At 31.8% G+C, this 22,265-nt stretch carries 21 protein-coding genes; 4 read left to right on the top strand and 17 right to left on the bottom strand.

What is annotated here, in order from left to right; genetic code table 11:
• Positions 1 to 6: 6 nt before the first annotated feature.
• From P8H50_RS10380 to P8H50_RS10300, 17 genes are all read right to left on the bottom strand, one after another.
• Complete coding sequence (locus P8H50_RS10380; RefSeq protein WP_300208655.1) at positions 7 to 759, bottom strand: class I SAM-dependent methyltransferase; 753 nt, start codon at positions 757 to 759, stop codon at positions 7 to 9.
• A 31-nt stretch (positions 760 to 790) separates the two neighbouring features.
• A complete protein-coding gene (locus P8H50_RS10375) occupies positions 791 to 2,233 on the bottom strand; it encodes a mannosyltransferase (RefSeq protein ID WP_300208653.1) in 1,443 nt (480 codons plus the stop codon).
• Between the two features lie 137 nt (positions 2,234 to 2,370).
• A complete protein-coding gene (locus tag P8H50_RS10370; protein WP_300208898.1) occupies positions 2,371 to 3,804 on the bottom strand; it encodes a cellulose synthase family protein in 1,434 nt (477 codons plus the stop codon).
• Between the two features lie 56 nt (positions 3,805 to 3,860).
• Positions 3,861 to 4,553: a glycosyltransferase family 2 protein gene (locus P8H50_RS10365; protein ID WP_300208651.1), complete on the bottom strand. Its 693-nt coding sequence runs from the start codon at positions 4,551 to 4,553 to the stop codon at positions 3,861 to 3,863.
• Between the two features lie 59 nt (positions 4,554 to 4,612).
• Positions 4,613 to 5,461: a toxin-antitoxin system YwqK family antitoxin gene (locus P8H50_RS10360; protein WP_300208649.1), complete on the bottom strand. Its 849-nt coding sequence runs from the start codon at positions 5,459 to 5,461 to the stop codon at positions 4,613 to 4,615.
• Positions 5,462 to 5,479: 18 nt separating this feature from the next.
• On the bottom strand, positions 5,480 to 7,102 hold the full coding sequence (locus P8H50_RS10355; protein WP_300208646.1) for a 4Fe-4S binding protein: 1,623 nt from the start codon (positions 7,100 to 7,102) through the stop codon (positions 5,480 to 5,482).
• 12 nt (positions 7,103 to 7,114) lie between these two features.
• A complete protein-coding gene (locus tag P8H50_RS10350; protein WP_300208644.1) occupies positions 7,115 to 8,458 on the bottom strand; it encodes an FAD/NAD(P)-binding oxidoreductase in 1,344 nt (447 codons plus the stop codon).
• 382 nt (positions 8,459 to 8,840) lie between these two features.
• Positions 8,841 to 9,140 (bottom strand): hypothetical protein, encoded by a 300-nt coding sequence (locus P8H50_RS10345; RefSeq protein WP_300208642.1) that lies wholly within the window; start codon positions 9,138 to 9,140, stop codon positions 8,841 to 8,843.
• A 62-nt stretch (positions 9,141 to 9,202) separates the two neighbouring features.
• Positions 9,203 to 9,892, bottom strand: a complete 690-nt coding sequence (locus P8H50_RS10340; RefSeq protein ID WP_300208639.1) for a TIGR04283 family arsenosugar biosynthesis glycosyltransferase — start codon at positions 9,890 to 9,892, stop codon at positions 9,203 to 9,205.
• A gap of 17 nt (positions 9,893 to 9,909) precedes the next feature.
• Complete coding sequence (locus P8H50_RS10335; protein WP_300208637.1) at positions 9,910 to 10,857, bottom strand: DUF547 domain-containing protein; 948 nt, start codon at positions 10,855 to 10,857, stop codon at positions 9,910 to 9,912.
• Positions 10,854 to 11,735, bottom strand: a complete 882-nt coding sequence (locus P8H50_RS10330) for a sterol desaturase family protein (protein ID WP_300208635.1) — start codon at positions 11,733 to 11,735, stop codon at positions 10,854 to 10,856. The genes P8H50_RS10335 and P8H50_RS10330 overlap by 4 nt, the downstream gene beginning before the upstream one ends.
• Positions 11,736 to 11,781: 46 nt before the next feature.
• Complete coding sequence (gene arsM / locus P8H50_RS10325; protein WP_300208633.1) at positions 11,782 to 12,750, bottom strand: arsenosugar biosynthesis arsenite methyltransferase ArsM; 969 nt, start codon at positions 12,748 to 12,750, stop codon at positions 11,782 to 11,784.
• A gap of 74 nt (positions 12,751 to 12,824) precedes the next feature.
• The gene (locus tag P8H50_RS10320; protein ID WP_300208631.1) at positions 12,825 to 13,637 is read right to left on the bottom strand and encodes a purine-nucleoside phosphorylase; all 813 of its coding nucleotides are present in this window, start codon (positions 13,635 to 13,637) and stop codon (positions 12,825 to 12,827) included.
• Positions 13,630 to 14,238, bottom strand: a complete 609-nt coding sequence (locus P8H50_RS10315; RefSeq protein ID WP_300208629.1) for a TIGR04282 family arsenosugar biosynthesis glycosyltransferase — start codon at positions 14,236 to 14,238, stop codon at positions 13,630 to 13,632. The genes P8H50_RS10320 and P8H50_RS10315 overlap by 8 nt, the downstream gene beginning before the upstream one ends.
• 28 nt (positions 14,239 to 14,266) lie before the next feature.
• On the bottom strand, positions 14,267 to 14,758 hold the full coding sequence (locus P8H50_RS10310; protein WP_300208627.1) for a rhodanese-like domain-containing protein: 492 nt from the start codon (positions 14,756 to 14,758) through the stop codon (positions 14,267 to 14,269).
• An 8-nt stretch (positions 14,759 to 14,766) separates the two neighbouring features.
• A complete protein-coding gene (arsS, locus tag P8H50_RS10305) occupies positions 14,767 to 15,822 on the bottom strand; it encodes an arsenosugar biosynthesis radical SAM (seleno)protein ArsS (RefSeq protein ID WP_300208625.1) in 1,056 nt (351 codons plus the stop codon).
• Positions 15,823 to 15,877: 55 nt separating this feature from the next.
• Positions 15,878 to 16,213 carry an arsenosugar biosynthesis-associated peroxidase-like protein gene (locus P8H50_RS10300; protein ID WP_300208623.1) on the bottom strand — a complete coding sequence of 112 codons (336 nt, stop codon included), beginning with the start codon at positions 16,211 to 16,213 and terminating at the stop codon, positions 15,878 to 15,880.
• A gap of 470 nt (positions 16,214 to 16,683) precedes the next feature.
• On the opposite strand from P8H50_RS10300, the gene ilvD reads away from it, so the two are divergent.
• From ilvD to ilvC, 4 genes are read left to right on the top strand one after another with little or no spacing between them, the layout of a single operon-like run.
• Entirely contained in the window at positions 16,684 to 18,363 is a 1,680-nt protein-coding gene (gene ilvD / locus P8H50_RS10295; RefSeq protein WP_300208621.1) for a dihydroxy-acid dehydratase, read from the top strand.
• Between the two features lie 38 nt (positions 18,364 to 18,401).
• A complete protein-coding gene (ilvB, locus tag P8H50_RS10290) occupies positions 18,402 to 20,135 on the top strand; it encodes a biosynthetic-type acetolactate synthase large subunit (protein WP_300208619.1) in 1,734 nt (577 codons plus the stop codon).
• Between the two features lie 46 nt (positions 20,136 to 20,181).
• Positions 20,182 to 20,709: an acetolactate synthase small subunit gene (ilvN, locus tag P8H50_RS10285; protein WP_300208617.1), complete on the top strand. Its 528-nt coding sequence runs from the start codon at positions 20,182 to 20,184 to the stop codon at positions 20,707 to 20,709.
• A 14-nt stretch (positions 20,710 to 20,723) separates the two neighbouring features.
• A complete protein-coding gene (gene ilvC / locus P8H50_RS10280) occupies positions 20,724 to 22,220 on the top strand; it encodes a ketol-acid reductoisomerase (RefSeq protein WP_300208615.1) in 1,497 nt (498 codons plus the stop codon).
• Positions 22,221 to 22,265 lie beyond the last annotated feature (45 nt).

Below are 22,265 nucleotides of genomic sequence, written 5' to 3'. Positions count from 1 at the left end.
GATTGCTTATTGGCAAACTAAGATTTGTTTTTCAGAGTGATCATTAAATAAAGTTTCATTAAAATCACCAAACTTTTTAATAATCTTAAAACCGTTAGATTTTAAATAAGAATCTAATTCTTGAGGAAAAAACAGTCTCATATCTAAATTTTGAATAGAGTTAAATTTACCATTTATATAATAATGCCATTCTATTCGGTTTATTTGAGTTTTACTCTCAAAATGCATCTTCTGTTTTATTGATATTGCTCTTCCGTCTTTAGTGTTGTATTTAGCAATGTCTTGCTCTTTTTTTTCACTCTCTACAATATATTGAATGTTAGGATTAAAACAATCTAATAGAAATAGACCTTCTGCTTTAAGATGATTTTTAACTGAACTCAAAGCATTAAATAAGTCTTCATTTTTATACAAATGATGTATGGAATTGAATGGAATAAAAATGAGGTCGAATTTTTCTTCTAAATTTAGAGTTCTAATATCTGCTTCAATAAAAGTAATATCTAAACCTGTTTTAGTAGCGTTTATTTTAGCTTGTTCCAGCATTGTAGGAGTAAAATCTACTCCTGTAATATCATAATTGTCTTTAGCTATTGGAATAGTAAGTCTACCTGTACCACAACAAAGTTCTAGTATGCGTGCCTCTTTGTTTTTTGGTAGCCAACGCTTATAGAATTCTAAATCTTTAAGACAGGTATTCATACCATCATAAACTTGAGCATCGTATATTAAATTACCAACGGTATATTTATCTTCCATTTTTCTAAAGGTATATTGGTTTATAAGATAATTAAATGTTGTTTATTTTATCTTTTTTTAAAAAAACTTCCCAAATAAACACACTAAAAACAACTAAGTATTCTAAAGCGATAACCCATAAGTTTTCTGTATTATCCGTATTTGCATATGCTAGATAGCTAATAATTATAATAGCACTCCATACCAATGGGAATTTATATTTTGTGAAAACACCTAAAATTAGAATAGTAGCAATATACCATGGATGTACAGTTGTACTTAAAAACAAATAGATAGTAAAACTAAATAGCATGGCAGTAATAAGTTGTTTAGTATTTGAATTTTTTATAATTAATGAAAAATATAAAATGCACAGTATTGTAATAACTGGAAGAATTTTGCCAATAATAGCAATCTCATTATAACCTCTAAATAGATAACCAATGTTTCTAAGTAAATAATAAATACTAGCATTGAATTCGAAATTACCAAACCATAAACCAACGGTTTTTGAGTAATTATCTATAAACTGAATTGAAAAAAATGGAGCGAAAAGCAGTAACGTTGTTATTAATACTATCGAATAAAACTTAATTAGCCTTATCATTCCAATTATTCTGTTATTTCGAAGCTTTTTTTTCGAGATAGCATCCACATCCTTTTCAACAAATTGCTTAGAGTATACTGCAATGTTGGTGTTCCTATTTTTAACAAACCACCAATAAAATAGTGGTAAAAACATTAATGGGACTAATTTTGTTGCAATTGATAAGGCGAAAACTACAGCAGCCCATTTCCATTTTTGAGAATGTAACAAGTATAAACTCCAAACGAGAAAGAAAATCATGACGCTTTCAAAATGAAGATTTCCTGTAAGCTCGATAATTATAAATGGATTAAGTATAAACCAAAAAATGTTATAAATAGGTAGTTTTAGCTTTTGTAAAAGTTTTTTCCCAAAATAGAGTGTCCCAAAATCTGCTGCAATAATTAACAGCCTTAAAACGAATGCAGAACCAATAATACTCTTTCCTGCAAATAAAGCAGCAATACTAAAACATAACTGATTTACAGGTGGATAATTAGTAAAATGGCTAGCATTAAGTTCGCGCATGCCAATGTATAACTCTTGCGCTTGTGCTATGGGATATTTACCACTAGAAATAAAAGACTCTGGTGTGTATAAATATGGATTGTAGCCTTCTAGAAGCATACGTCCATCCCAAATAAAACGATAAAAATCTTGAGATAAGTTTGGAATAGCCAAGATAAAAAGTGCTCTAAACAAAAAGGCAACAGCTGTTAAAAAATTTACATTTTCTTTATTAAGCTGAATCAGTTTATAGAACAAAACAAACAAAATTGCGTAAATAGAAACAAGTTTTAAATAGTCTGTTCGTTCTAAATGATATGCAAAAACAGAATAGAGAACAACACTTATTATCACTAATAATAGTGAAAACTTGTGTGTTTTAATTATTGCCAAAGTAAACATTAGTGTGCGTTAGCGATTGAACAATTGTTAGAGCTCTTCGCAGAGAGCGACTTGCAAAATATTTGTATTCACGAATTCATTAATTTAAAATAGATTCAATGAGTAAAGCGCGACCTTTAAGTAACGTCCTAAAAAAATTATGCTTTCGAAGTTAAGGATTTAAAGAATACAAATCCAAAGCCTAGAAATAGCATTAAATGAAATGGGAAAAGACCAAAATCGCCACCTTTATCGCCTACAATAAAAGCGCTATACATGCCAAAAGCAAAATAGAACATTAAAATACCTTCAAAAATAACATTTGTAGAGATGTTCTTTTTTAGGTATTTATTGTCTTTCCAGCTGTCTTTTAAACTATTAATATTAAATTTTGGTGTGCGTACAAAATCGCTTCGTTTCCCAAAATGCCCTTCTAAAACAGCTATTGAATTATGTAAGCTAAAACCCATTGCAATTGAGAAAAAGGTAAAAAACATAACTATGTACTGTATAAAATTTTTAAAACCTCCTCCATAAGTACGTTTATACATATGCCAGTAGCATACAAAGAATATGATGGTGCTTATAATAAAGAAACTAATAACATAAAAGTAGGGTTTCAAGTGCGTATATTCATTTTTTATGTATAGCATTGGAATACTTAAAACACCAACAATAAGGATGTTTAAAAACATGGTGCTATTTAGTAAATGTAGTAAGCCATGCAGTTTTGTTTTTGAAGAGATGTTTTTGCTTTTTAAAACCTTCCACATCATTTTTCTAAAGTTTTCTGCACCACCTTTGTTCCATCTAAATTGTTGAGATCGAGCAGCGCTTATTACCACAGGTAATTCTGCAGGAGTTTCTACATCTTCAAGATATTTAAACTTCCAGTTCTTTAGTTGTGCGCGATAGCTTAAATCTAGATCTTCTGTTAAAGTATCGCCTTCCCAATTTCCAGAATCTACAATACACTGTTTACGCCAAATACCTGCTGTACCATTAAAATTAATAAAATGACCTTTACTATTTCGTCCAACTTGCTCCAAAGTAAAATGTGCATCTAGGGCAAAGGCTTGTATTTTTGTTAGTGTAGAATAGTTTCTATTTATGTGAGTCCAACGTGTTTGTACAACACCAATGTTTCTATCTATAAAATAAGGAATGGTTTTTTTTAGCCAATCTTCCTTTGGTAAAAAATCGGCATCAAAAATGGCAATAAATTCACCTTTTGAAACTTCTAAGCCTTCTTTTAAAGCTCCAGCTTTAAAGCCTTTTCTATTGGTTCTACAAATATGAACAATGTCTAAGCCTTGCTTTTTAAGCATAGCTATTTGTGCAGCTGTTGTTATTACAGTTTCGTCGGTAGAATCGTCTAAAACTTGAATTTCTAATTTGTTTTGCGGATAATCTAGTAAAGCAATATTTTTTAACAAACGTTCCATAACATAGTGCTCGTTGTAAACAGGAAGCTGTATAGTAACGTATGGAACGTCTTCTGGATTATTATAATCCAAAAAAGGTGTTTTAATTTTCTTTTTTTGAGCCGATAAATAGTTGAATAATAGATTTAGTTGCGCAAGTGCATACATAAGAATAAGCACAAGCGCTATGGAGTAAATTACTATAATAAATAGGTTTAAATAAATCACTTTTTAAAACTGTATTTAAAAATCCATCCCAATATCTTAAAGCCTGCGAATATTGTTCCTTTTACTGTTCCAGAGACTTTAGAAACACCTATTCTTTGCTTATATCTTACTGGCACTTCTATATACGTTAACTTTTGCTTTATGGCTTTAAGTTGCATTTCTACTGTCCAACCATAGGTTTTGTCTTCCATTTTTAGGCCTAAGAGTTTATTATATTTAATAGCTCTAAAAGGCCCTAAATCTGTAAATTTTGCTCCAAAAAATAAAGACATTAAAAATGTTGCTAGCCAATTACCAAACACTTGTTGAGGTGTCATTGAGCCACCTTCTCTAAGTCGTTTAACTCTTGATCCAATTACAAAATCGATGTTATCATTTAGTATTGGTGCCACAACTTTTGTTAATTCTTCTGGGTAATCGCTATAATCACCATCAAGAAATACAATAATATCTGGTTTTTGGGTTTGCTTAGCGATGTAGTCCATGCCTTTTAAACAAGCATAGCCATAACCTTTGTTATTTTCTGTAAGGACAGTTGCTCCTGCTCTTTTTGCATTAATAACTGTATGGTCTGTGGAGTTGTTATTAACAACAATAACTTCGTCTACAATTTCTGGAATGTCTTTAATAACACTCGCTATGGAATCTTGCTCGTTGTAAGCAGGAATTATAACTTTTATTTTTGGCATTTACCTTAAATCTCTTAGTTTATTTTCTTTCTTAAAAGTGGTTAAATCTGTCCACGTCTTCATTTTTTTCCTTCGAAAAACTTACTTGCAGAAACTAACTTTTCATTTTCATACAGTAAACAATAACCATCTTTTTTATTGTTTTTAAGTTGGCATTTATGATTTACCTTTTCGTAAGCATCATAAAATAACCACCAGCCTGATTGTTTCCCATTTTCAAAATGGCCTTCTTTATTTTTATTTCCATTATCGCGATAAAAAAACCAATATTTAGTTTCTAACCCTGAATTAAATTGTCCAGCTTTTGCTAGTTTACCATTTCCATGATAGAATTTCCAATATCCTTTTTCTTTTCCGTTTTTATAGTGTCCTTGAGATTGTAATTTGCCATTTTCATGATAGCTTTTCCAATAACCAATAGGTTTTCCGGTTTCAAAGGTACCTTCTTTTTTTAGTTTTCCGTAGAAGTAATACGTTTTCCAAAAACCTGTGTAATTTCCATTAGCATAATTCCCTTCGCTTTTAAGCTGCCCATTAACATAGCGCTCTTCCCAAAAACCTGTTTTTTTATCGTTAAGGTAATAGCCTTTTTTTTGAAGTGTATTGTTTTCGAAAAAATAAATCCAAAATCCTGTTAACCGATTCTCTTTAAAATGACCTTGGGCTTTAAGTGTTTTATTTTTATGGTAAAAGTTCCAGAAGCCTTCTTTTAAATCAATTTTATAATCTCCAGCTTTTTCTAGGTTTCCATTAGGGTGATAATATTTCCAATGCTCTATTTTTTTATTGTTTTCTGTCCAACCTTCAGATTTCATTATACCATTATCAAAATAATTTTTTATGTAAACTCTTTCTGCAAAAGTGTTAAAACTTACAATAAAAGCTAGTAAAATGAGTATGTTTTTCATTGTGTATTTACAGCAAATTTATTTTTTATTTAATAAATCTAATAAGTTAACATCGTTTCCTAATAATACCTCAGTCGGATTAATTCTACCATCCATACTATCGTTTTCTAATTTTAATACTCCACGAGGACAAACAGCGCTACAAACACCACAACCAACACAACTTGAACGGACTATATTTTCTCCTTTTTGAGCGTATGCACGAACATCGATTCCCATTTCGCAATACGTTGAGCAATTTCCACAGGAAATACATTGTCCTCCATTTGTCGAAATTCTAAAACGTGACTTGAAACGTTGCACTAAACCTAAATAAGCTGCGAGAGGACAACCAAAACGACACCACACACGATTGCCAAAAATAGGATAGAAGCCAGTACCAATTACGCCAGCAAACCAAGCACCAATTAAAAAACTATAGGTATCTTTTATCCATTGCGAATGGATGCCTAGAAACGATTCTGCTCCAGAAAAATAACAATATAATGTTACTACTGTCATGAGTACAGAAAACACTAAAACCGAATGGATAACCCAGCGTTCCAGTTTCCATGATTTTAAACTTTTATCTGATAATTGCCTGTATGGATCTCCTAAAGTCTCGGCTAAGCCACCACAACCACAAACCCAACTACAATACCAACGTTTTCCAAAGAAATAAACCATTAATGGCACAATTACTAATGTTAAAATGGTTCCCCAAACGAGTATAAAAAGACCAACAGCACCACTTTCTGTTAGTTTTTCAATATTCCATTCAAAAAAGAAATCGTAATCTAATGGAAAAGCATTTTTAAAATCGTAACCAGGCATGTTTAAGCTAGTCATGATTTCTGGAATTAAAAAAGCAAATACAATTTGAAAGAATAGTACCGAGGTTGTTCTCAAAATTTGGTATTTATTATGACGGTATTTTATGAACATACGTACAGCCATAACCGTCATTATTGTACAATATAAAAACCCGTAAACAAACCATTGGCTAGCTTTACCACCATTTAAAAACTCGCTAATTGGGTCTAAAATATACGTCCAGTTTACAACATAGTCTGCTTTAAAATAAAGTAATAAATAAAAGGTAACCAAGTAGAACAATACTAGCCAAGCTATCCATCCACGATTGGTAGCTGCTTTATGAAAAACACCATCGTTTTTAATGCCTGGAGCTCCTAATAAAATAAAGTTTGGTAATATAAATAATAGCGCTCCAATGATGCCTAATCCAAAAGTTAACCACCACATGAGTCCTGCATTTTCTTTAACATAACCAGAGCCTGCATTTTTAGCGAGATTGTAACTTAGGGTGTGAGGTTTGCCGTAGATTTTATATTGGTATTGCTCTCCTTTTTTATCCCAATTTTTTTCAGCATCATATTTTGCTATTAAATTATCATAATGATCGTTAGATGCTTGATAGGCGTCACGTACACGGTTTGAGAATTCGAAAATTGAAAGTTCTTTTTCTGTAGAAACTGCTTTTTCTAGAGCTTCAGTTATTACTTCACTTTTATAGCCTTGTGCTGTGACATATTCTTCTACTTCGGCTTTTGTTAGCCCAAAAGAACCTGTAAATAGAGTTCCTGTAAAAATGGTCAAGGCAATTATAAAAAGAACGAGTCCTGTATGTTTAATTATTTTCATATTCTTTAGTACTTATGCGAAGATTTTTCTCCAGCTTTTTTTACTTAGCAAAATAGTGCTGCCTGTTTCAGAATTGAATTGAGTTACAATATCTTTTTCGTGTAGTTTGTAAAATTCTGGATCAAAATTCGCTGCCGAAAGGTGCTCGATAACTTTATCTACTGTCCATTTTTTTGTTAAAACATTATCGAAAAATTCATGACGCATTCTTATTCCAAAAGTATTTATACCTAAAAACAGTTTAGTGTCTTTATGGTAAGCAATGGTTATACATTTATTATCGTCTTTATGTATCCAATGAAAATGTTTTTCGTAATCTGGGCGATTACGTTCTCCAAATACCCAACCGTAGGTTTGGTATTCTATATCCATAAATTTTGCCGAATTAAACCAATGGCCAGGATTATATTCCATAGGATTACCACAAATGGTTTGTGCTAAAGTTTCTCCCATCATGCGTCCTGTATACCAGACTGCTTCAATTGGTCTTCGGTTTCCAATAGCTTCTCTTTGTTGCGCACAATCTCCAATTGCATAAACATCTGGAACACTAGTTTCTAGTTTTCTATTTACTAAAACACCTTTGTCTGTTTCTATATTAGATTTTTTTATAAAATCTATATTAGGTGTAACACCAGCAGTTAACCCAACGACATTACAGTTTATTTCTTCACCAGTTTCTTCAATAATTATAGATTTTACTCGTCCGTTTTCGTCTGCTTTAATTTCTTTTAAATTAGTAGATAAACGTAAATCTATATGATGCGTTTTTATATGTCTGCTAATCATTTCGCTTTCGCCTTCTGGTAACACACCATTCCAAAAACTACTTTCCCTTACAAGAAAGGTAACTGGTATTTTACGGCTTACTAGCATTTCGGCAAATTCAATGCCTATTAATCCACCACCAACAATTACAGCGCGATTACAAACTTTATTATTAGGTGCGTTTTGTTCTAGTGTGTCTAAATCTTGTTTGTTGTATAGTCCTTGAACACCATCTAAATCTTGACCAGGCCAACCAAATTTGTTAGGTTTACTTCCAGTTGCAAGAATTAACTTGTCGTATTGTAAAGTATCGCCTTTTGCAAAATGAAGTGTTTTAGAATGGGTTTCGATAGTTTGTACAAATCCTTTTTTAAGTTCAATTCTGTTTTTTTCCCAGAACCAATTTTCATAAGGCTGTGTGTGCTCAAATTTCATATGTCCCATATAAACGTACATTAAAGCTGTACGAGAAAAGAAATAATCGGTTTCTGCAGAAACGATAGTGATTTTTTTATTGGAGTTTTTTCTTATGTGTCTTGCTAAAGTGACACCCGAAATTCCGTTTCCAATAATTACGATATGTTCCATTTATGGGTTTCTATTTTAATTACTATTGTGCTTAAGTCGTGATACAAGATAGAAACTTAATCTGGAAGTAGATATTTAGAATAGATATAAATTGTTTGTTTTTGTAAGTTTCTTATAAATATAGAGACGAGATTTTTTTTGATTTTTTTGAAAGTTTGTTGAATTGTTTCAGACTGAAGCAAAAGTTATATCTAAAAGATAATGTTAACAGGTTTCTATATTCAGGAAAACAAAAATGAATTTTAAATGAAAAAAATAGCAGTAATAATAGTAATAGTATTGGTATTACAAGTGGAGAACCACAAGGGCTAGTTTTTGGTATTGGTCAGCATTTTTAAAACTCTAGATTATATTAATTTTAGTTAGGTTTATTGAATAAAGTTTATTTACTGTCTCTAATTTCCTTTTCAAGGCGCTCTCTGGTTTCTTTTAGTTGTTTCATGCCAGCATTTAGCTCGTCCATTCTAGCTTTTCCTGTTGAATCTAAAATCCTTAAGCGCTCTTCTTCTTGTTCCTTAATTTTAAGTTCTTTTTGCTTTATATAATACTCTCTAGCGACCTCTCTTTCTTTTTCCTGTTGCTCTATTCGTGCTTGATTTCTAAGATATTTTCTATATAAGCTAATACTTGTAAGTGTTGCTATAAGTAAAATACCAAGTATTATTTTTGTAGATTTCTTCATTTTAAATTGGATTAGATAGTTTTAAAGATTTTTAAAAATAGGGATTTTAGAGCTTAAAAACCTTAGCTAATATATTTTTTATAATAATTGTGTAATTCTTGTGCATTTGCACCAAACCATTTTTTAATATAAATAACCCAAAAATGATATTGAAGCTTCCAAATACCATGACGCTTGTAGAGTCTGTCAGACGTTATTATTTTTTTATTAATAACCACAAATTCCTTACGTCTATAGAGTTCGTTAATTAAAATATTGTCTTCGTAAATAGTAAAACGCTCATCGAAACCTCCAATATCTTCAAAAAGCGCTTTTGTAATAAACTGACTTTGGTCTCCACCTCTACAAGCTCTCCATGAAAATTGGGTAAACCAACTCGCCAAACGTAACCACCAATGGTTATTGTTAAACGTTAAACGAAAACAACCTGCTTGATTATTCTGTTTTACTTCGTCTATTATGTATTTGTCGTAATGTGTTGGTGGATAAGAATCGGCATGTAAGAAGTATAGTATTTCACCTTTTGCAATTTTTGCTCCTCTATTCATTTGTATCGCTCTACCTTTTTTAGAGTTTAACAGAATTACTTTTAAGTCTAAATTTTTAACAAGTTCTTGAGAACCGTCTGTGCTTCCTCCATCTACAACAATAATTTCTTGAATGTTTTTAAGCGAAGCATTATCTATTAAATGAAAAAGGAGTTTTTCTATGTTTTCGGCTTCGTTAAGTATAGGAATAACTATAGAAATCATTGGTAATTTTATAGCAATTAGTCGTTTAAATCCCAATTATAATCTAAATACGATTGTTTTGCATTTTCTAAAATTTCGATTTCTGAGTACTTATTTAAAAAATCGAGTAACGAACCGTTTTGCTCAAAATCTTTTTTAAACCATTTAAATATTTTAGAAAGTTTTACATTGTTTTTTTTAATACTATTCCGATTAGAATCTGATAAAAATGCTTTTGTAACGTTGGTTAATTGTTGTTCTAAATTTGAAGCTGTAAAGGCTTCATTTTGTAATTTTGGACAAGAAAATGAGGCGCAAACTATAGAGAAATGAATACGAGGCTCGTCCATTTTTCTTAAAATTTGGTGTTCAATTTCATCAAGATTATACCATTTGTCTCCTAGTTCCCAAAGGCGTTGTTCCCAAGGATTTTTAATGTCTTTAATGCTTTGTATTGGGTAGTTTTTAATAATTAAATCTACTGTCATGGCATTGTAAGCGTTAATCCAATAGGCTAGTTTTTGGTTTTTGGTCCAATCTTCTGTTGGCATATTTTCACCTAAAGTATCAATGTAAATATCAAGTTCTGTCCGATTTTCTCTAATGCTTTTATAATCAACATTTCCAATGTTGGATACATGCTTTTGTAATATTGAATTCCATCTTTTATGGCTGAAAATTGAGTTGTAATCTTGTTTAGGAGGATTTGGAGGTAGTGGTATTTTAGAATTAGTTTCTTCCGTTTTATTTTCGTTTTCTAAAAGGTCTTTAGTCTCTTTAAAAGTGTCAATTTTTGCAATTGTTTTTCCGTTTCTGTCTATAACCTCTAATGTTTGAGCGATACTATCTTCTACAACCTCAGGAATGTCTTCAATACTTATAGAATTCGTTTTAGCAATTTCTTTTGGAGTATTTTCTATTATTTTTTTAGTACTACTACAAGACAATACTGTAATTATTAGTAATACTATTGAAAGGTGTTTCATTTTTTTAAAGGATATAATTCTTGACTAATAAAGTCTTTTGGAAAGGTTTCATCTCCATTAAATCCTAATTCTATATCTCTGCCACTTCCAGGAACATAATTGGTTTTAAAAAGGTAATCCCAAATACTTAATGTAATGCCGTAATTAACACCGTAGTTAGTATGTTCTGGAAGCGCTTTTGCGTGATGCCAAATATGCATTTTTGGGTTGTTAAACACATATTTTAAAACGCCATAATCCCAACCTAAGTTAGCATGGTTTAAGTGGCCAACAGTTATGGCAAAAAAGTGAACAATGGCAACCTGTTGCGCATCGAATCCTCCAATAATGGCAATTGGAATGTAAAGTAAAGATTTATAAACAATAGGCTCCATCCAATGGTAACGTAAATGTGCCGCAAAGCCCATTTCTTTAACGCTATGGTGTACTTTATGGAAATTCCACAACATAGGCACACGATGTAATAATCTATGTGTATTCCATTGTGTAAAATCACTTACAATAAAAAAGATAAATAAGCCTAACCACAATGGTAATTCATCAACATCGAATAGCTGAAAACTTGATATCGAAAGACCTACTAAACCTAGAATATCATTAAAAAAAACAGCTGCAGTATCTGTAAGCGCAATAAGAACGATAAGGTTTAATAAAAAGAAATTAAAAAACATGTAGAAAGTGTCTAACCAAAAATCTTTTCTAAATAAGGCTTGTTTTTTTCGCCACGGAAATGCCATTTCTAATACCCAAACAATAATAGATATAGCTATTAAGCCATAAAAATAATTGTCCCAATGATTAATGGTAATGATTTCATTTTTAAGATAATTCCAATAACCTAAGTAGGCGTTTTTTATAATGTCTATATATTTTTCCATTGTTATTTTTTACATTTAAGTGATAAAAATAAGTGTCGATTATTAGTTAGCAACAGCCTCCACCATCGTAATGGTAGGTGGATTCGCTAATAAAAATATCGTCTCTTTTTAAATTAGCCAAATCTCCTGCTGTTTTATCGCAAATTGCAATTGGCTGGTTTTTTAATAAAACATGTCCTTTTTTGTCATCAAAATAATCCTCATCACCATAATATATGGCTGCTTTTCCAGTAAAAATACAAGGTCCATCTTCTGGCATTGGATCTTTAATGGCTGCAACTTCTATAGATTCTATATATATTAACTCTGCTGTAGGATAATTTTTAGGATCTAGAATTCTGTAAGGTTTTCTAGCTCTAATCTCGATAGTTCCAAAACCAGCATCTGTTAACGCTTTTACATAGTCTGCAATAGGTAAACTTCCACTTAAACACAACGCACGTAATCTGTCGTCATTTCTTAGAGTATCGTTCATTTCTTGTTCGCAAGTAGGATCACTCATTACTAACTTTCCGTGAGGTTTTAAAACACGATACATTTCTTCTATAGCTCTCTTTAAGTCTTCTGCTTTAAAAATATTGAATAAACAGTTTTGCGCTGCAACATCAATAGAATTATCTTCAACATTTAGGTTTAAGGCATCTCCTTTTACAAGGTCTACAAATTCACTTTTAAACCAATCGTTTTGTGCTTCGGCTTCAATAAAGTTTTTTCTCGAGGCTTCTAACATTTCATCCACAACATCTATGCCAATAACACCACCTTTTTGACGATTGAAATACGCAAATTGAAGTAACTCCATGCCTCCACCAACACCAACATAAAGCATTTTAGGATTGTTGGTTAAATCTCTAGCATTTACAGTACTCCCACAACCGTAATTCATCTCTTGCATAATTTTGGGGATTTTTAAACCTGGTAATTCCCAAATAGGATTTGTTGTACAGCATAAACCTACATCTGGAGTTAGTGCTGCTTCTTTATATAAATCGTTAGTTGCGTTTAAATAGCTCATTTTTTTTAATTATTAATTATCAGTTAATCAATTATCAGTTTAGTTAACAAATGTTTATTGATAAATATTTAATGTTAAATCGTTTTAATTAGTTCTTTAAATAAAGTGATCATGTCTGGCTCTGCTTTTTTCGCCATGGCAATAATTTCTTGAATATCAACAGGTTTTAGTTCATCTGGATTACATTCATCTGTTAATACAGAAACTGCAGCTACCTTTAAATTTAAATGATTGGCAACAATAATTTCTGGCACAGTACTCATACCTACAGCATCTGCACCTATAATTTTTAGCATTCTATATTCTGCTCTAGTTTCTAGCTGTGGTCCAACAACACTAGCGTAAACACCTTCGTGTAAAGTAATAGTGTTTACTTTAGCTATAGCTTTAAATTTTGTGTTTATTTCTAAGTCGTAAGGCGCACTCATATCTACAAAACGCTCACCTAATACTTCAACTCCTTTAAACGCTAAAGGAGAACTACCTTGTAAATTAATATGATCGTCTATTAACATTAATTCTCCTTTTTTATAATTCAAATTAATTGCACCAGAAGCATTAGAAACTAATAATGTTTTAATACCTAATTTTTCCATTACGCGAACAGGATAAGTAACATCTTGCAACGTGTAGCCTTCATATAAATGAAAACGACCTTGCATAATAATTACGGTCTTATCTTCTAAGGTTCCATAGATTAATTTACCTTTATGAAACTCTACTGTTGCTGTTGGGAAATGAGGAATATGATTGTAGCTTACCTCTTGAATAATCTCAACTTCGTCTGTTAGTTGGCCTAAGCCAGTACCAAGAATAATACCAATTTCTGGGTTTTTAAAACCTTTATCTTGTAAGTATTCTACTGTTTTATTTAAGTATTTAGTCATTTTTTAAATAAGGTTTAAAAACGTTGTAAGGCTCTAAGTCTTCAACGTAATCTATGTCGTTAAGTGTGTCTAAAACATACATGCTATTAGTGTTTAATTTTGAAATGGTTTGCTTGTAAACCGTTTGGGTTCCCCAATTATTTATTTTAAATACCGATGGATGAAGTGTTTTCATGCCTAACAAGTAATAACCACCATCTACGGCTGGACCAATAACATTATCATGGCTTTCTAGTTTTTTAAAAGCTGTATTTATGATTTCAGCATCCAAATCGTATAAATCACTACCAACTATAATAATATTTTTGTAGCCTTTTTCGAATCCATTCTTGAATGCATTTTGCATGCGTTCTCCTAAATCATTGCCAGATTGTTGGTGTTTTGAGAAGATTTCGGAATCCCAAATATCGTTTTCTCTTATTTTTACTGAATAATATACTGCTTTGTCACAATCTAATTGTAAAAGTACATTTTTGGTGTGCTCTAAAAGTAATTTGTAAACTTCTAAAGCTGAAGCTTCTCCAATATCTTTTGCTAGACGCGATTTTACCTTTCCTAATTCTGGATTTCTAGTAAATGTTATGATAAGGTTTTTATGCATTATTTTTTAATCTCTTTTTTATCAAAAATCAGAAAACCTTTTCACCTTTTTTTAGCCACTTGCTCCAGTCTCTATTATAAGTATGGACTTTATTTGTTTCTTTTTCTTCGGAATCTATAACAATGAAATTTTTGTTTTTCCATTCAAAAATACCACCATATAAATTATAAACATTGGTGTAACCTGCTTTCATTAGTTTTTTTCCAATCGTTTCAGACCTAATTCCAAGAGAACAATACACCACTATTTTTTTGTTTTTATTTGGGTGAAGTTTTTCAACTTTAGCAATATCAAAATTATCGTAACCTACGCAAACGGCATTTTCTAGATGACTGACTTTAAACTCTTTTGGTTCTCGAGTATCGAAAATAATAGCTTGGGTTTTTGGGCTTGCTAATTCTTCAACAGTTATATAAGGCACACCATTATCGTTATACTTTTTAAGTAAATCTTCAAGAGAGTTTTGAGCGTTTCCTATTAAAGTAATGAGCGCAAATATAATATATAGACTTTTTTTCATTTTTAAATTTATGCCACAACACCTTGACAGCTGCTTCCTGCGCCTGCAGTACAACCATAACAGTGTTGAGAAATTACTATATTTCTGCCTTCCAGTAATTCTTGTTTGTATTGGCTTATGTGTTTTACTTTACTATTTACTGGGAGTTCTAACATTTGGTTAAAATCGCAATCATACAAATAACCATCCCAACTTACAGACAAAGTGTTAGTACACATTACGTTTTTTACAGCTGCGGGATTATAAGCTTCAACAAGAGAATACATGTAATCCTCATAGTTTTCTGATGCTATTAAATAATCTAAGAAACGAGAAATTGGAAGATTAGTGATTGCAAATAAATTATGAAACTGTATATTGAAATCCTCTAACAACGCTTTTTTAAAGTCTTTTTCCATTGCTGCTTGGTCTCCAGGCAAAAAAGCACCACTTGGGTTGTAAACCAAATCTAGCTTTAAATTACTATCTGGCATACCATAACCACGTTCGTTTAACTCTTGCAAGGCTTTTATAGACATGTCAAAAACACCTTCACCACGTTGTTTATCTGTTTTTCCACGAGTCCAATGTGGCATAGAACTTACCACATGAATGTTATGTTTTTTGAAAAAATCTGGTAAATCGTAAAACTTTTTATTAGCGCGAATAATGGTTAAATTAGAGCGTACTATAAAATCTTTAATTCCAATTTTTGAGGCCTCTTCAACAAACCATCTAAAATCTGGGTTCATTTCTGGCGCACCACCAGTTAAATCTAAAGTATGTGCTCCAGTAGTTTTAATAACATCAAGAATTTGTTGCATGGTTTCTCTCGTCATTATTTCTTTTCTATCTGGACCAGCATCTACATGGCAATGTTCGCATACTTGATTACACATATAGCCAACATTAACTTGAAGAATCTCAAGTGTTTTTGCTTTTAAAGGAAACTGATTGCTTTCCGAAATTTTATTTTTAAACGTAGGTAATTCACCATTAGCAAAAATACCATTAGATAAAAGTTCTAATTGTCTTTTACTATTTGATAAGTCGCTTCCTTGCTTTTTTAGGGATTTTATTGCCATTAAAGGTGTTCTTAATTTATAAGTTTTACGAAGTAAAAAAGATTATGGTTTTAAATTAACCATCTAATTTGTTTACTTTATTCATCATCTGTACACCATGAACCAAGGTTGCACCACTTTTAATAGCCGCTCCTACATGTAGTGCTTCCATCATCTCTTCTTTTGTTATACCACGTTGTAAACCATCTTTTGTGTAAGCATCAATGCAATAAGGACATTGTTCTGTATGCGCTACAGCTAACGCAATCAATGATTTTTCTCTAGCAGAGAGCGCACCTTCTTCGAATACTTTACCGTAATACTCAAAAAATTTATCACCTAAATCCTGATTCCATTCACTAATTTTTCCAAATTTCTTTAGGTCTGCAGGATCGTAATATGTATTGGACATATATAAAAGTTTAGTTATTTTTTTAGAATTTCTAATATAATATTTTTTGTCGTAGTTAGTTCTTAAAGATTACATAAAACATTAGGGAATCAGTATTTTTTTTAAAATTTTTTGGATTACAACAAAGTTTTTTCAATATTTGAATTCATTATGAAAGAACAAACCATTAATATCATTTCTATTATTTGCATCGTGATTATTTCACGAGGCCAAGGAATGCTATGACAAATTAAAACATAAATTAATTTTAAGCCTTCCTATAAATGGAAGGCTTTTTTTATGCTTGTAATGTAAACACGTTAATTATTAAAAGTATTGAACATCATAAATAATTACAGTTAAGTATCTGTTTTTTAAATATTTATATAATATTTAGTTGTATTGGATTTAGCTTAATAAACGTATTCATGATATACAGAAAACCTATAAACCACTAATTTAGTCCAGCAAATAGAATTTGCACAATCAATATGAGCGATTTAAACAAACACAGTAAACGATTAACACAAGACGATTCTCAGCCAGCTTCTCAAGCCATGCTCTATGCTGTTGGCTTGACCGATGAAGACATGCAGAAAGCCCAAGTAGGTATTGCAAGCACTGGTTACGATGGTAATCCTTGTAACATGCATTTAAATGGATTAGCAGGAGAAGTTAAAATAGAATGTAAAATAGCAGGTTTAGTTGGTTTAGGGTTTAATACCATTGGTGTTTCAGACGGAATTTCTATGGGAACTTCAGGAATGAATTATTCATTGGTGTCAAGAGACATTATCGCAGATTCTATTGAAACCGTTATGAATGCACAAAGTTATGATGCTTTGATTTCTGTGGTTGGTTGCGATAAAAATATGCCAGGAGCAGTTATAGCTATGTTGCGATTAAATCGACCATCTATAATGATGTATGGAGGAACTATTGCCTCTGGAAATTATAAAGGAAGAAAATTAAACATCGTTTCTGCTTTCGAAGCTTTGGGACAAAAAGTTTCTGGCGAAATTGAAGAAGAAGAATATAGAGAAATTATTAAAAGAGCCATTCCTGGAGCTGGAGCTTGTGGTGGCATGTATACAGCTAATACTATGGCTTCTGCAATAGAGTGTATGGGTTTTGCATTACCTTACAATTCTTCTATTCCTGCAGAGAATCCTAATAAATTATCTGAAGCAGAGCGCACAGCATTAGCTATTAAAAATTTATTAGAATTAGATTTAAAACCAATAGATATTATTTCTAAAGAATCTTTAGAAAACGCTATTGCAATTGTAAACGCTTTAGGTGGTTCTACAAATGCTGTATTACATTTTTTAGCCATTGCACATGCCGCTGATATTGAGTTTACTTTAGAAGATTTTCAAAAAGTTTCAGATAGAACACCTTTAATTGCAGATTTAAAGCCATCTGGAAAATACTTAATGGAAGATGTTCACGGAGTTGGTGGCACACCAGCAATAATGAAATATTTATTAGATAATGGTTATTTACATGGTGATTGTTTAACAGTAACAGGAAAAACATTAGCAGAAAATTTAGCTAATGTAAAAGCTATGGAATTTGAAGATCAAGACGTTATTTATCCAAAAAATAAAGCATTAAAATCCTCAGGAAATATTCAAATTATCTACGGAAACCTAGCAACAGAAGGTGCAGTAGCAAAAATTTCTGGAAATGAAGGATTACTTTTTGAAGGTAAAGCAGTGGTATATGATGGCGAGCAAGCAGCAAACACAGGAATTTCAAACGGAGAAGTAGAAAAAGGAGATGTTGTTGTTATAAGATATGTTGGACCAAAAGGAGGTCCAGGAATGCCAGAAATGTTAAAGCCAACATCCTTAATAATGGGAGCAGGTTTAGGTAAATCTGTAGCATTAATTACAGATGGTCGTTTTTCTGGAGGGACACATGGCTTTGTAGTTGGTCATATTACACCAGAAGCACAATCTGGAGGAACAATAGGCTTATTAAAAACAGGAGACAGAATAAAAATTAGTGCAGAAGACAATTCCATAAATGTTTTGATTTCTGATGAAGAATTAGCAGAACGTAAATTAAAATGGGTTGCTCCACCATTAAAACATAATAAAGGAATTTTATATAAATACTCAAAAACAGTAGCATCTGCATCTAGAGGCTGTATTACTGATGCTTAATTAAGTAAAATAATAAAATAAAAAGACTAATAATAAATATGGAAGCAGAAACCATAAAACAGACACATAAATCTTCACAAAAAGCAGAACATATTTCAGGTAGCGAAGCTGTTATTAAATGTCTTTTAGCAGAAGGTGTAGATATTCTTTATGGATATCCAGGAGGTGCAATCATGCCAGTTTATGATGAACTTTACAAGTATCAGGATAAAATTCATCATGTATTAACACGTCATGAGCAAGGAGCTACGCATGCTGCGCAAGGCTATGCGCGTATTTCTGGTAAAGTTGGTGTTGCAATCGCAACTTCTGGTCCTGGAGCAACCAATTTAATTACAGGAATTGCAGATGCTCAAATAGATAGTACTCCAATGGTTTGTATTACAGGTCAAGTAGGATCTCATTTATTGGGTACAGATGCATTTCAAGAGACCGATATTATAGGGATATCAACACCTGTAACTAAATGGAATCATCAAATTACAAAAGCATCAGAGATTCCTGAAGTTTTGGCTAAAGCTTTTTACATTGCTAAAACCGGAAGACCTGGTCCTGTCCTTGTTGACATCACTAAGGATGCACAATTTGAACTATTTGATTTTAAATATGAAAAATGTACTAGAATTCGTAGTTATGTTCCAGTTCCTAAAACAGATAAAAAGGCTTTAAAGGAAGCTGCAAAATTAATAAATAATGCTAAAAAACCACTAATAGTTTGGGGACAAGGCGTTATTTTAAGTAAAGCTGAAGCTGAATTTAAAGCAGTAATAGAAAAAGCAGGAATTCCTTCGGCTTGGACTATTTTAGGGGCTTCTGCATTGCCAACATCTCATTACCTTAATATAGGTATGGTAGGTATGCATGGTAATTATGCACCTAATGTATTAACAAACGATTGTGATGTTTTGATTGCTATTGGAATGCGTTTTGATGATCGTGTGACAGGTGATTTATCTCGATATGCAAAACAAGCCAAAGTGGTTCATTTTGAAATTGATCCTGCTGAGGTTGATAAGAATGTAAAAACAGATGTTGCTGTTTTGGGTGATGCAAAAGCAAGTTTAAAGTCATTATTACCTTTGTTAAATAAAAACTCACACAAAGACTGGCACCAAAAGTTTAAAGATTTATATAATATAGAATACGAGAAAGTCATTAAAAACGATTTACATCCTACCAAAGAAGGTTTGACCATGGGAGAAGTATTAAAAGAGATTAATACACAAACAAAAGGAGAAGCTGCTATTGTTAGCGATGTTGGTCAGCATCAAATGATTGCCTGTCGATATGCTAACTTCAATAAAACCAAGAGCAACATTACCTCTGGAGGACTAGGCACCATGGGATTTGCTTTGCCAGCAGCAATAGGTGCAAAAATGGCTGCGCCAGAAAGAGAAGTAGTTGCAATTATAGGCGATGGTGGTTACCAGATGACAATACAAGAATTAGGAACTATTTTTCAACAGAAAGTTCCTGTAAAAATTGTGGTACTAAATAACGAGTTTTTAGGAATGGTTAGACAGTGGCAACAATTATTTTTTGATAAACGTTATGCATCAACTGAAATGACGAATCCAGATTTTGTTGCAATTGCTAAAGGCTATTTTATTGAAGCAAAAAAAGTAACAACAAGAAAAGACTTAAAAGCTGCTGTAAAAGAAATGATAGCAACAGATGGACCTTATTTTTTGGAAGTAAGAGTAGAAAAAGAAGACAATGTTTTTCCTATGATTCCAACAGGAGCAAGTGTTTCAGATATAAGATTAGAGTAATGTTTTTATAACTAAGACAAAAGTGGAATTAGCTAAAACTAAATAAATGAGTGCACAAATAATATATACAGTTTCAATTTATACCGAAAATAACATCGGATTACTAAACCGTATTTCGGCAATTTTTCAAAGAAGACATATTAATATAGAGAGTATAAATTCTTCGGTTTCAGAAATTGAAAATGTAACCAAATGGATTATGGTAGTTAAGCTTTCTGAAGAGCAAATGAAAAAAATCATTGGACAGATAGAAAAGCAAGTTGAGGTTATTAAAGCATATTATCATACCGAAGAAGAAACAATTTATCAAGAATCGTGTATGTTCAAAATCAAATCAAATTTATTGTTTGATGAGCGTCACATTCAGAATATAATTAAAGAAAGTAATTCCAGAATAGTTACCGTAAACAAAGATTTTTTTGTTATTGAAAAATCGGGAAGAAAGGAAGAGATAGACTTATTATATAGAGAATTAAATGTTTTTGGAATCATGCAATTTACACGCTCAGGACGTATAGCAGTAACAAAAGACGAAATGAAAATATCAACAATGCTTGCAGCATTACAACATTAAAAATAGAATAAAAAATGTCAAATTATTTTAATACGTTAACTTTAAGAGAACAATTAGAGCAATTAGGGAAGTGTCGTTTTATGGACGCATCAGAGTTTCAAGACGGTGTAAATGCTTTAAAAGAAAAGAAAATTGTAATTATAGGCTGTGGGTCACAAGGTTTAAATCAAGGTTTAAACATGCGTGACTCTGGATTAGATATTTCTTATGCCTTACGTCAACAAGCAATTGATGAAAAACGGGATTCGTTTATAAACGCGACCAATAACAACTTTACTGTTGATACTTACGATAATTTAATTCCAGACGCAGATTTAGTACTTAATTTAACACCAGATAAACAACACACCAATGTAGTAAAAACAGTAATGCCTTTAATGAAAAAAGGAGCAACACTAAGCTACTCTCATGGTTTTAATATTGTAGAAGAAGGCACTAAAATACGTGAAGATATAACCGTAATTATGGTAGCTCCAAAGTGTCCAGGGACAGAGGTTAGAGAAGAGTTTAAACGCGGATTTGGAGTGCCAACACTTATTGCAGTACATCCAGAAAACGATCCTGAAAATAAAGGCTGGTTACAAGCAAAAGCATATGCAGCAGCAACAGGAGGGCATCGTGCTGGAGTTTTACAATCTTCATTTATAGCAGAAGTAAAAAGTGATTTAATGGGTGAGCAAACCATTTTGTGTGGTGTGCTACAAACAGGTTCTATTTTATGTTTTAATAAAATGGTTGAAGAAGGTATTGAGGCTAGTTATGCTTCAAAATTGATTCAGTATGGATGGGAAACTATTACCGAAGCGCTAAAACACGGTGGTATTACCAATATGATGGACCGCTTGTCTAATCCAGCAAAAATAAAAGCATTTGAAATTTCAGAAGAATTAAAAGAGATTATGAGACCATTATTTCACAAACATATGGACGACATTATTTCTGGTCATTTTTCAAAAACGATGATGGAGGATTGGGCAAATAATGATGCTAACTTATTAAAATGGCGAGCAGCAACAGGAGAAACTGCTTTTGAAAAAACAACAGTAACAACAAACGAAATATCAGAACAAGAATATTTTGACCATGGAACATTATTGGTTGCTTTTGTTAGAGCTGGTGTTGAGTTAGCTTTTGAATCGATGACAGATGCTGGTATAATTGCAGAATCTGCCTATTATGAATCGTTACATGAAACACCATTAATAGCAAATACCATAGCTCGAAAAAAATTATTTGAAATGAATCGTGTCATTTCAGATACTGCAGAATATGGTTGTTATTTATTTGATCATGCTTGTAAACCACTATTAGCCAGTTTTATGGATACTGTAAAAACAAATATAATAGGTAAACCATTTACACAAACAAATGCTGTAGATAACCAACACCTTATCTTTATAAATAACGCTATTAGAACTCATCCTGTAGAAATAATTGGCGAAAAATTAAGAGCTTCAATGACCGCTATGAAAGTAATAAAAGCGGAAGCAAAAGTTAAAACTATTGTCTAGATTGTTATAGTTAAGACAGAATTATTGAAATAAACACAGGTTTCC

Origin of the sequence: Lacinutrix sp., from assembly GCF_029238095.1 — a bacterium.
Taxonomy (GTDB): Bacteria; Bacteroidota; Bacteroidia; order Flavobacteriales; family Flavobacteriaceae; genus Lacinutrix.
Note: the sequence above shows the minus strand (reverse complement) of the source record. Positions and strands in the feature narration are given on the sequence as shown.

Excerpts from the sequence above, each read along its gene's own strand:
- P8H50_RS10360 (WP_300208649.1), bottom strand. The coding sequence starts at position 5,461 with ATGAAAAACATACTCATTTTACTAGCTTTTATTGTAAGTTTTAACACT.
- P8H50_RS10380 (WP_300208655.1), bottom strand. The coding sequence starts at position 759 with ATGGAAGATAAATATACCGTTGGTAATTTAATATACGATGCTCAAGTT.
- ilvC (WP_300208615.1), top strand. The coding sequence starts at position 20,724 with ATGTCAAATTATTTTAATACGTTAACTTTAAGAGAACAATTAGAGCAA.
- arsS (WP_300208625.1), bottom strand. The coding sequence starts at position 15,822 with ATGGCAATAAAATCCCTAAAAAAGCAAGGAAGCGACTTATCAAATAGT.
- P8H50_RS10315 (WP_300208629.1), bottom strand. The coding sequence starts at position 14,238 with ATGCATAAAAACCTTATCATAACATTTACTAGAAATCCAGAATTAGGA.
- P8H50_RS10335 (WP_300208637.1), bottom strand. The coding sequence starts at position 10,857 with ATGAAACACCTTTCAATAGTATTACTAATAATTACAGTATTGTCTTGT.
- ilvD (WP_300208621.1), top strand. The coding sequence starts at position 16,684 with ATGAGCGATTTAAACAAACACAGTAAACGATTAACACAAGACGATTCT.
- P8H50_RS10310 (WP_300208627.1), bottom strand. The coding sequence starts at position 14,758 with ATGAAAAAAAGTCTATATATTATATTTGCGCTCATTACTTTAATAGGA.
- P8H50_RS10355 (WP_300208646.1), bottom strand. The coding sequence starts at position 7,102 with ATGAAAATAATTAAACATACAGGACTCGTTCTTTTTATAATTGCCTTG.
- ilvB (WP_300208619.1), top strand. The coding sequence starts at position 18,402 with ATGGAAGCAGAAACCATAAAACAGACACATAAATCTTCACAAAAAGCA.
- P8H50_RS10375 (WP_300208653.1), bottom strand. The coding sequence starts at position 2,233 with ATGTTTACTTTGGCAATAATTAAAACACACAAGTTTTCACTATTATTA.
- P8H50_RS10320 (WP_300208631.1), bottom strand. The coding sequence starts at position 13,637 with ATGACTAAATACTTAAATAAAACAGTAGAATACTTACAAGATAAAGGT.
- P8H50_RS10350 (WP_300208644.1), bottom strand. The coding sequence starts at position 8,458 with ATGGAACATATCGTAATTATTGGAAACGGAATTTCGGGTGTCACTTTA.
- P8H50_RS10300 (WP_300208623.1), bottom strand. The coding sequence starts at position 16,213 with ATGTCCAATACATATTACGATCCTGCAGACCTAAAGAAATTTGGAAAA.
- ilvN (WP_300208617.1), top strand. The coding sequence starts at position 20,182 with ATGAGTGCACAAATAATATATACAGTTTCAATTTATACCGAAAATAAC.
- P8H50_RS10370 (WP_300208898.1), bottom strand. The coding sequence starts at position 3,804 with ATGTATGCACTTGCGCAACTAAATCTATTATTCAACTATTTATCGGCT.
- P8H50_RS10365 (WP_300208651.1), bottom strand. The coding sequence starts at position 4,553 with ATGCCAAAAATAAAAGTTATAATTCCTGCTTACAACGAGCAAGATTCC.
- arsM (WP_300208633.1), bottom strand. The coding sequence starts at position 12,750 with ATGAGCTATTTAAACGCAACTAACGATTTATATAAAGAAGCAGCACTA.
- P8H50_RS10340 (WP_300208639.1), bottom strand. The coding sequence starts at position 9,892 with ATGATTTCTATAGTTATTCCTATACTTAACGAAGCCGAAAACATAGAA.
- P8H50_RS10330 (WP_300208635.1), bottom strand. The coding sequence starts at position 11,735 with ATGGAAAAATATATAGACATTATAAAAAACGCCTACTTAGGTTATTGG.
- P8H50_RS10345 (WP_300208642.1), bottom strand. The coding sequence starts at position 9,140 with ATGAAGAAATCTACAAAAATAATACTTGGTATTTTACTTATAGCAACA.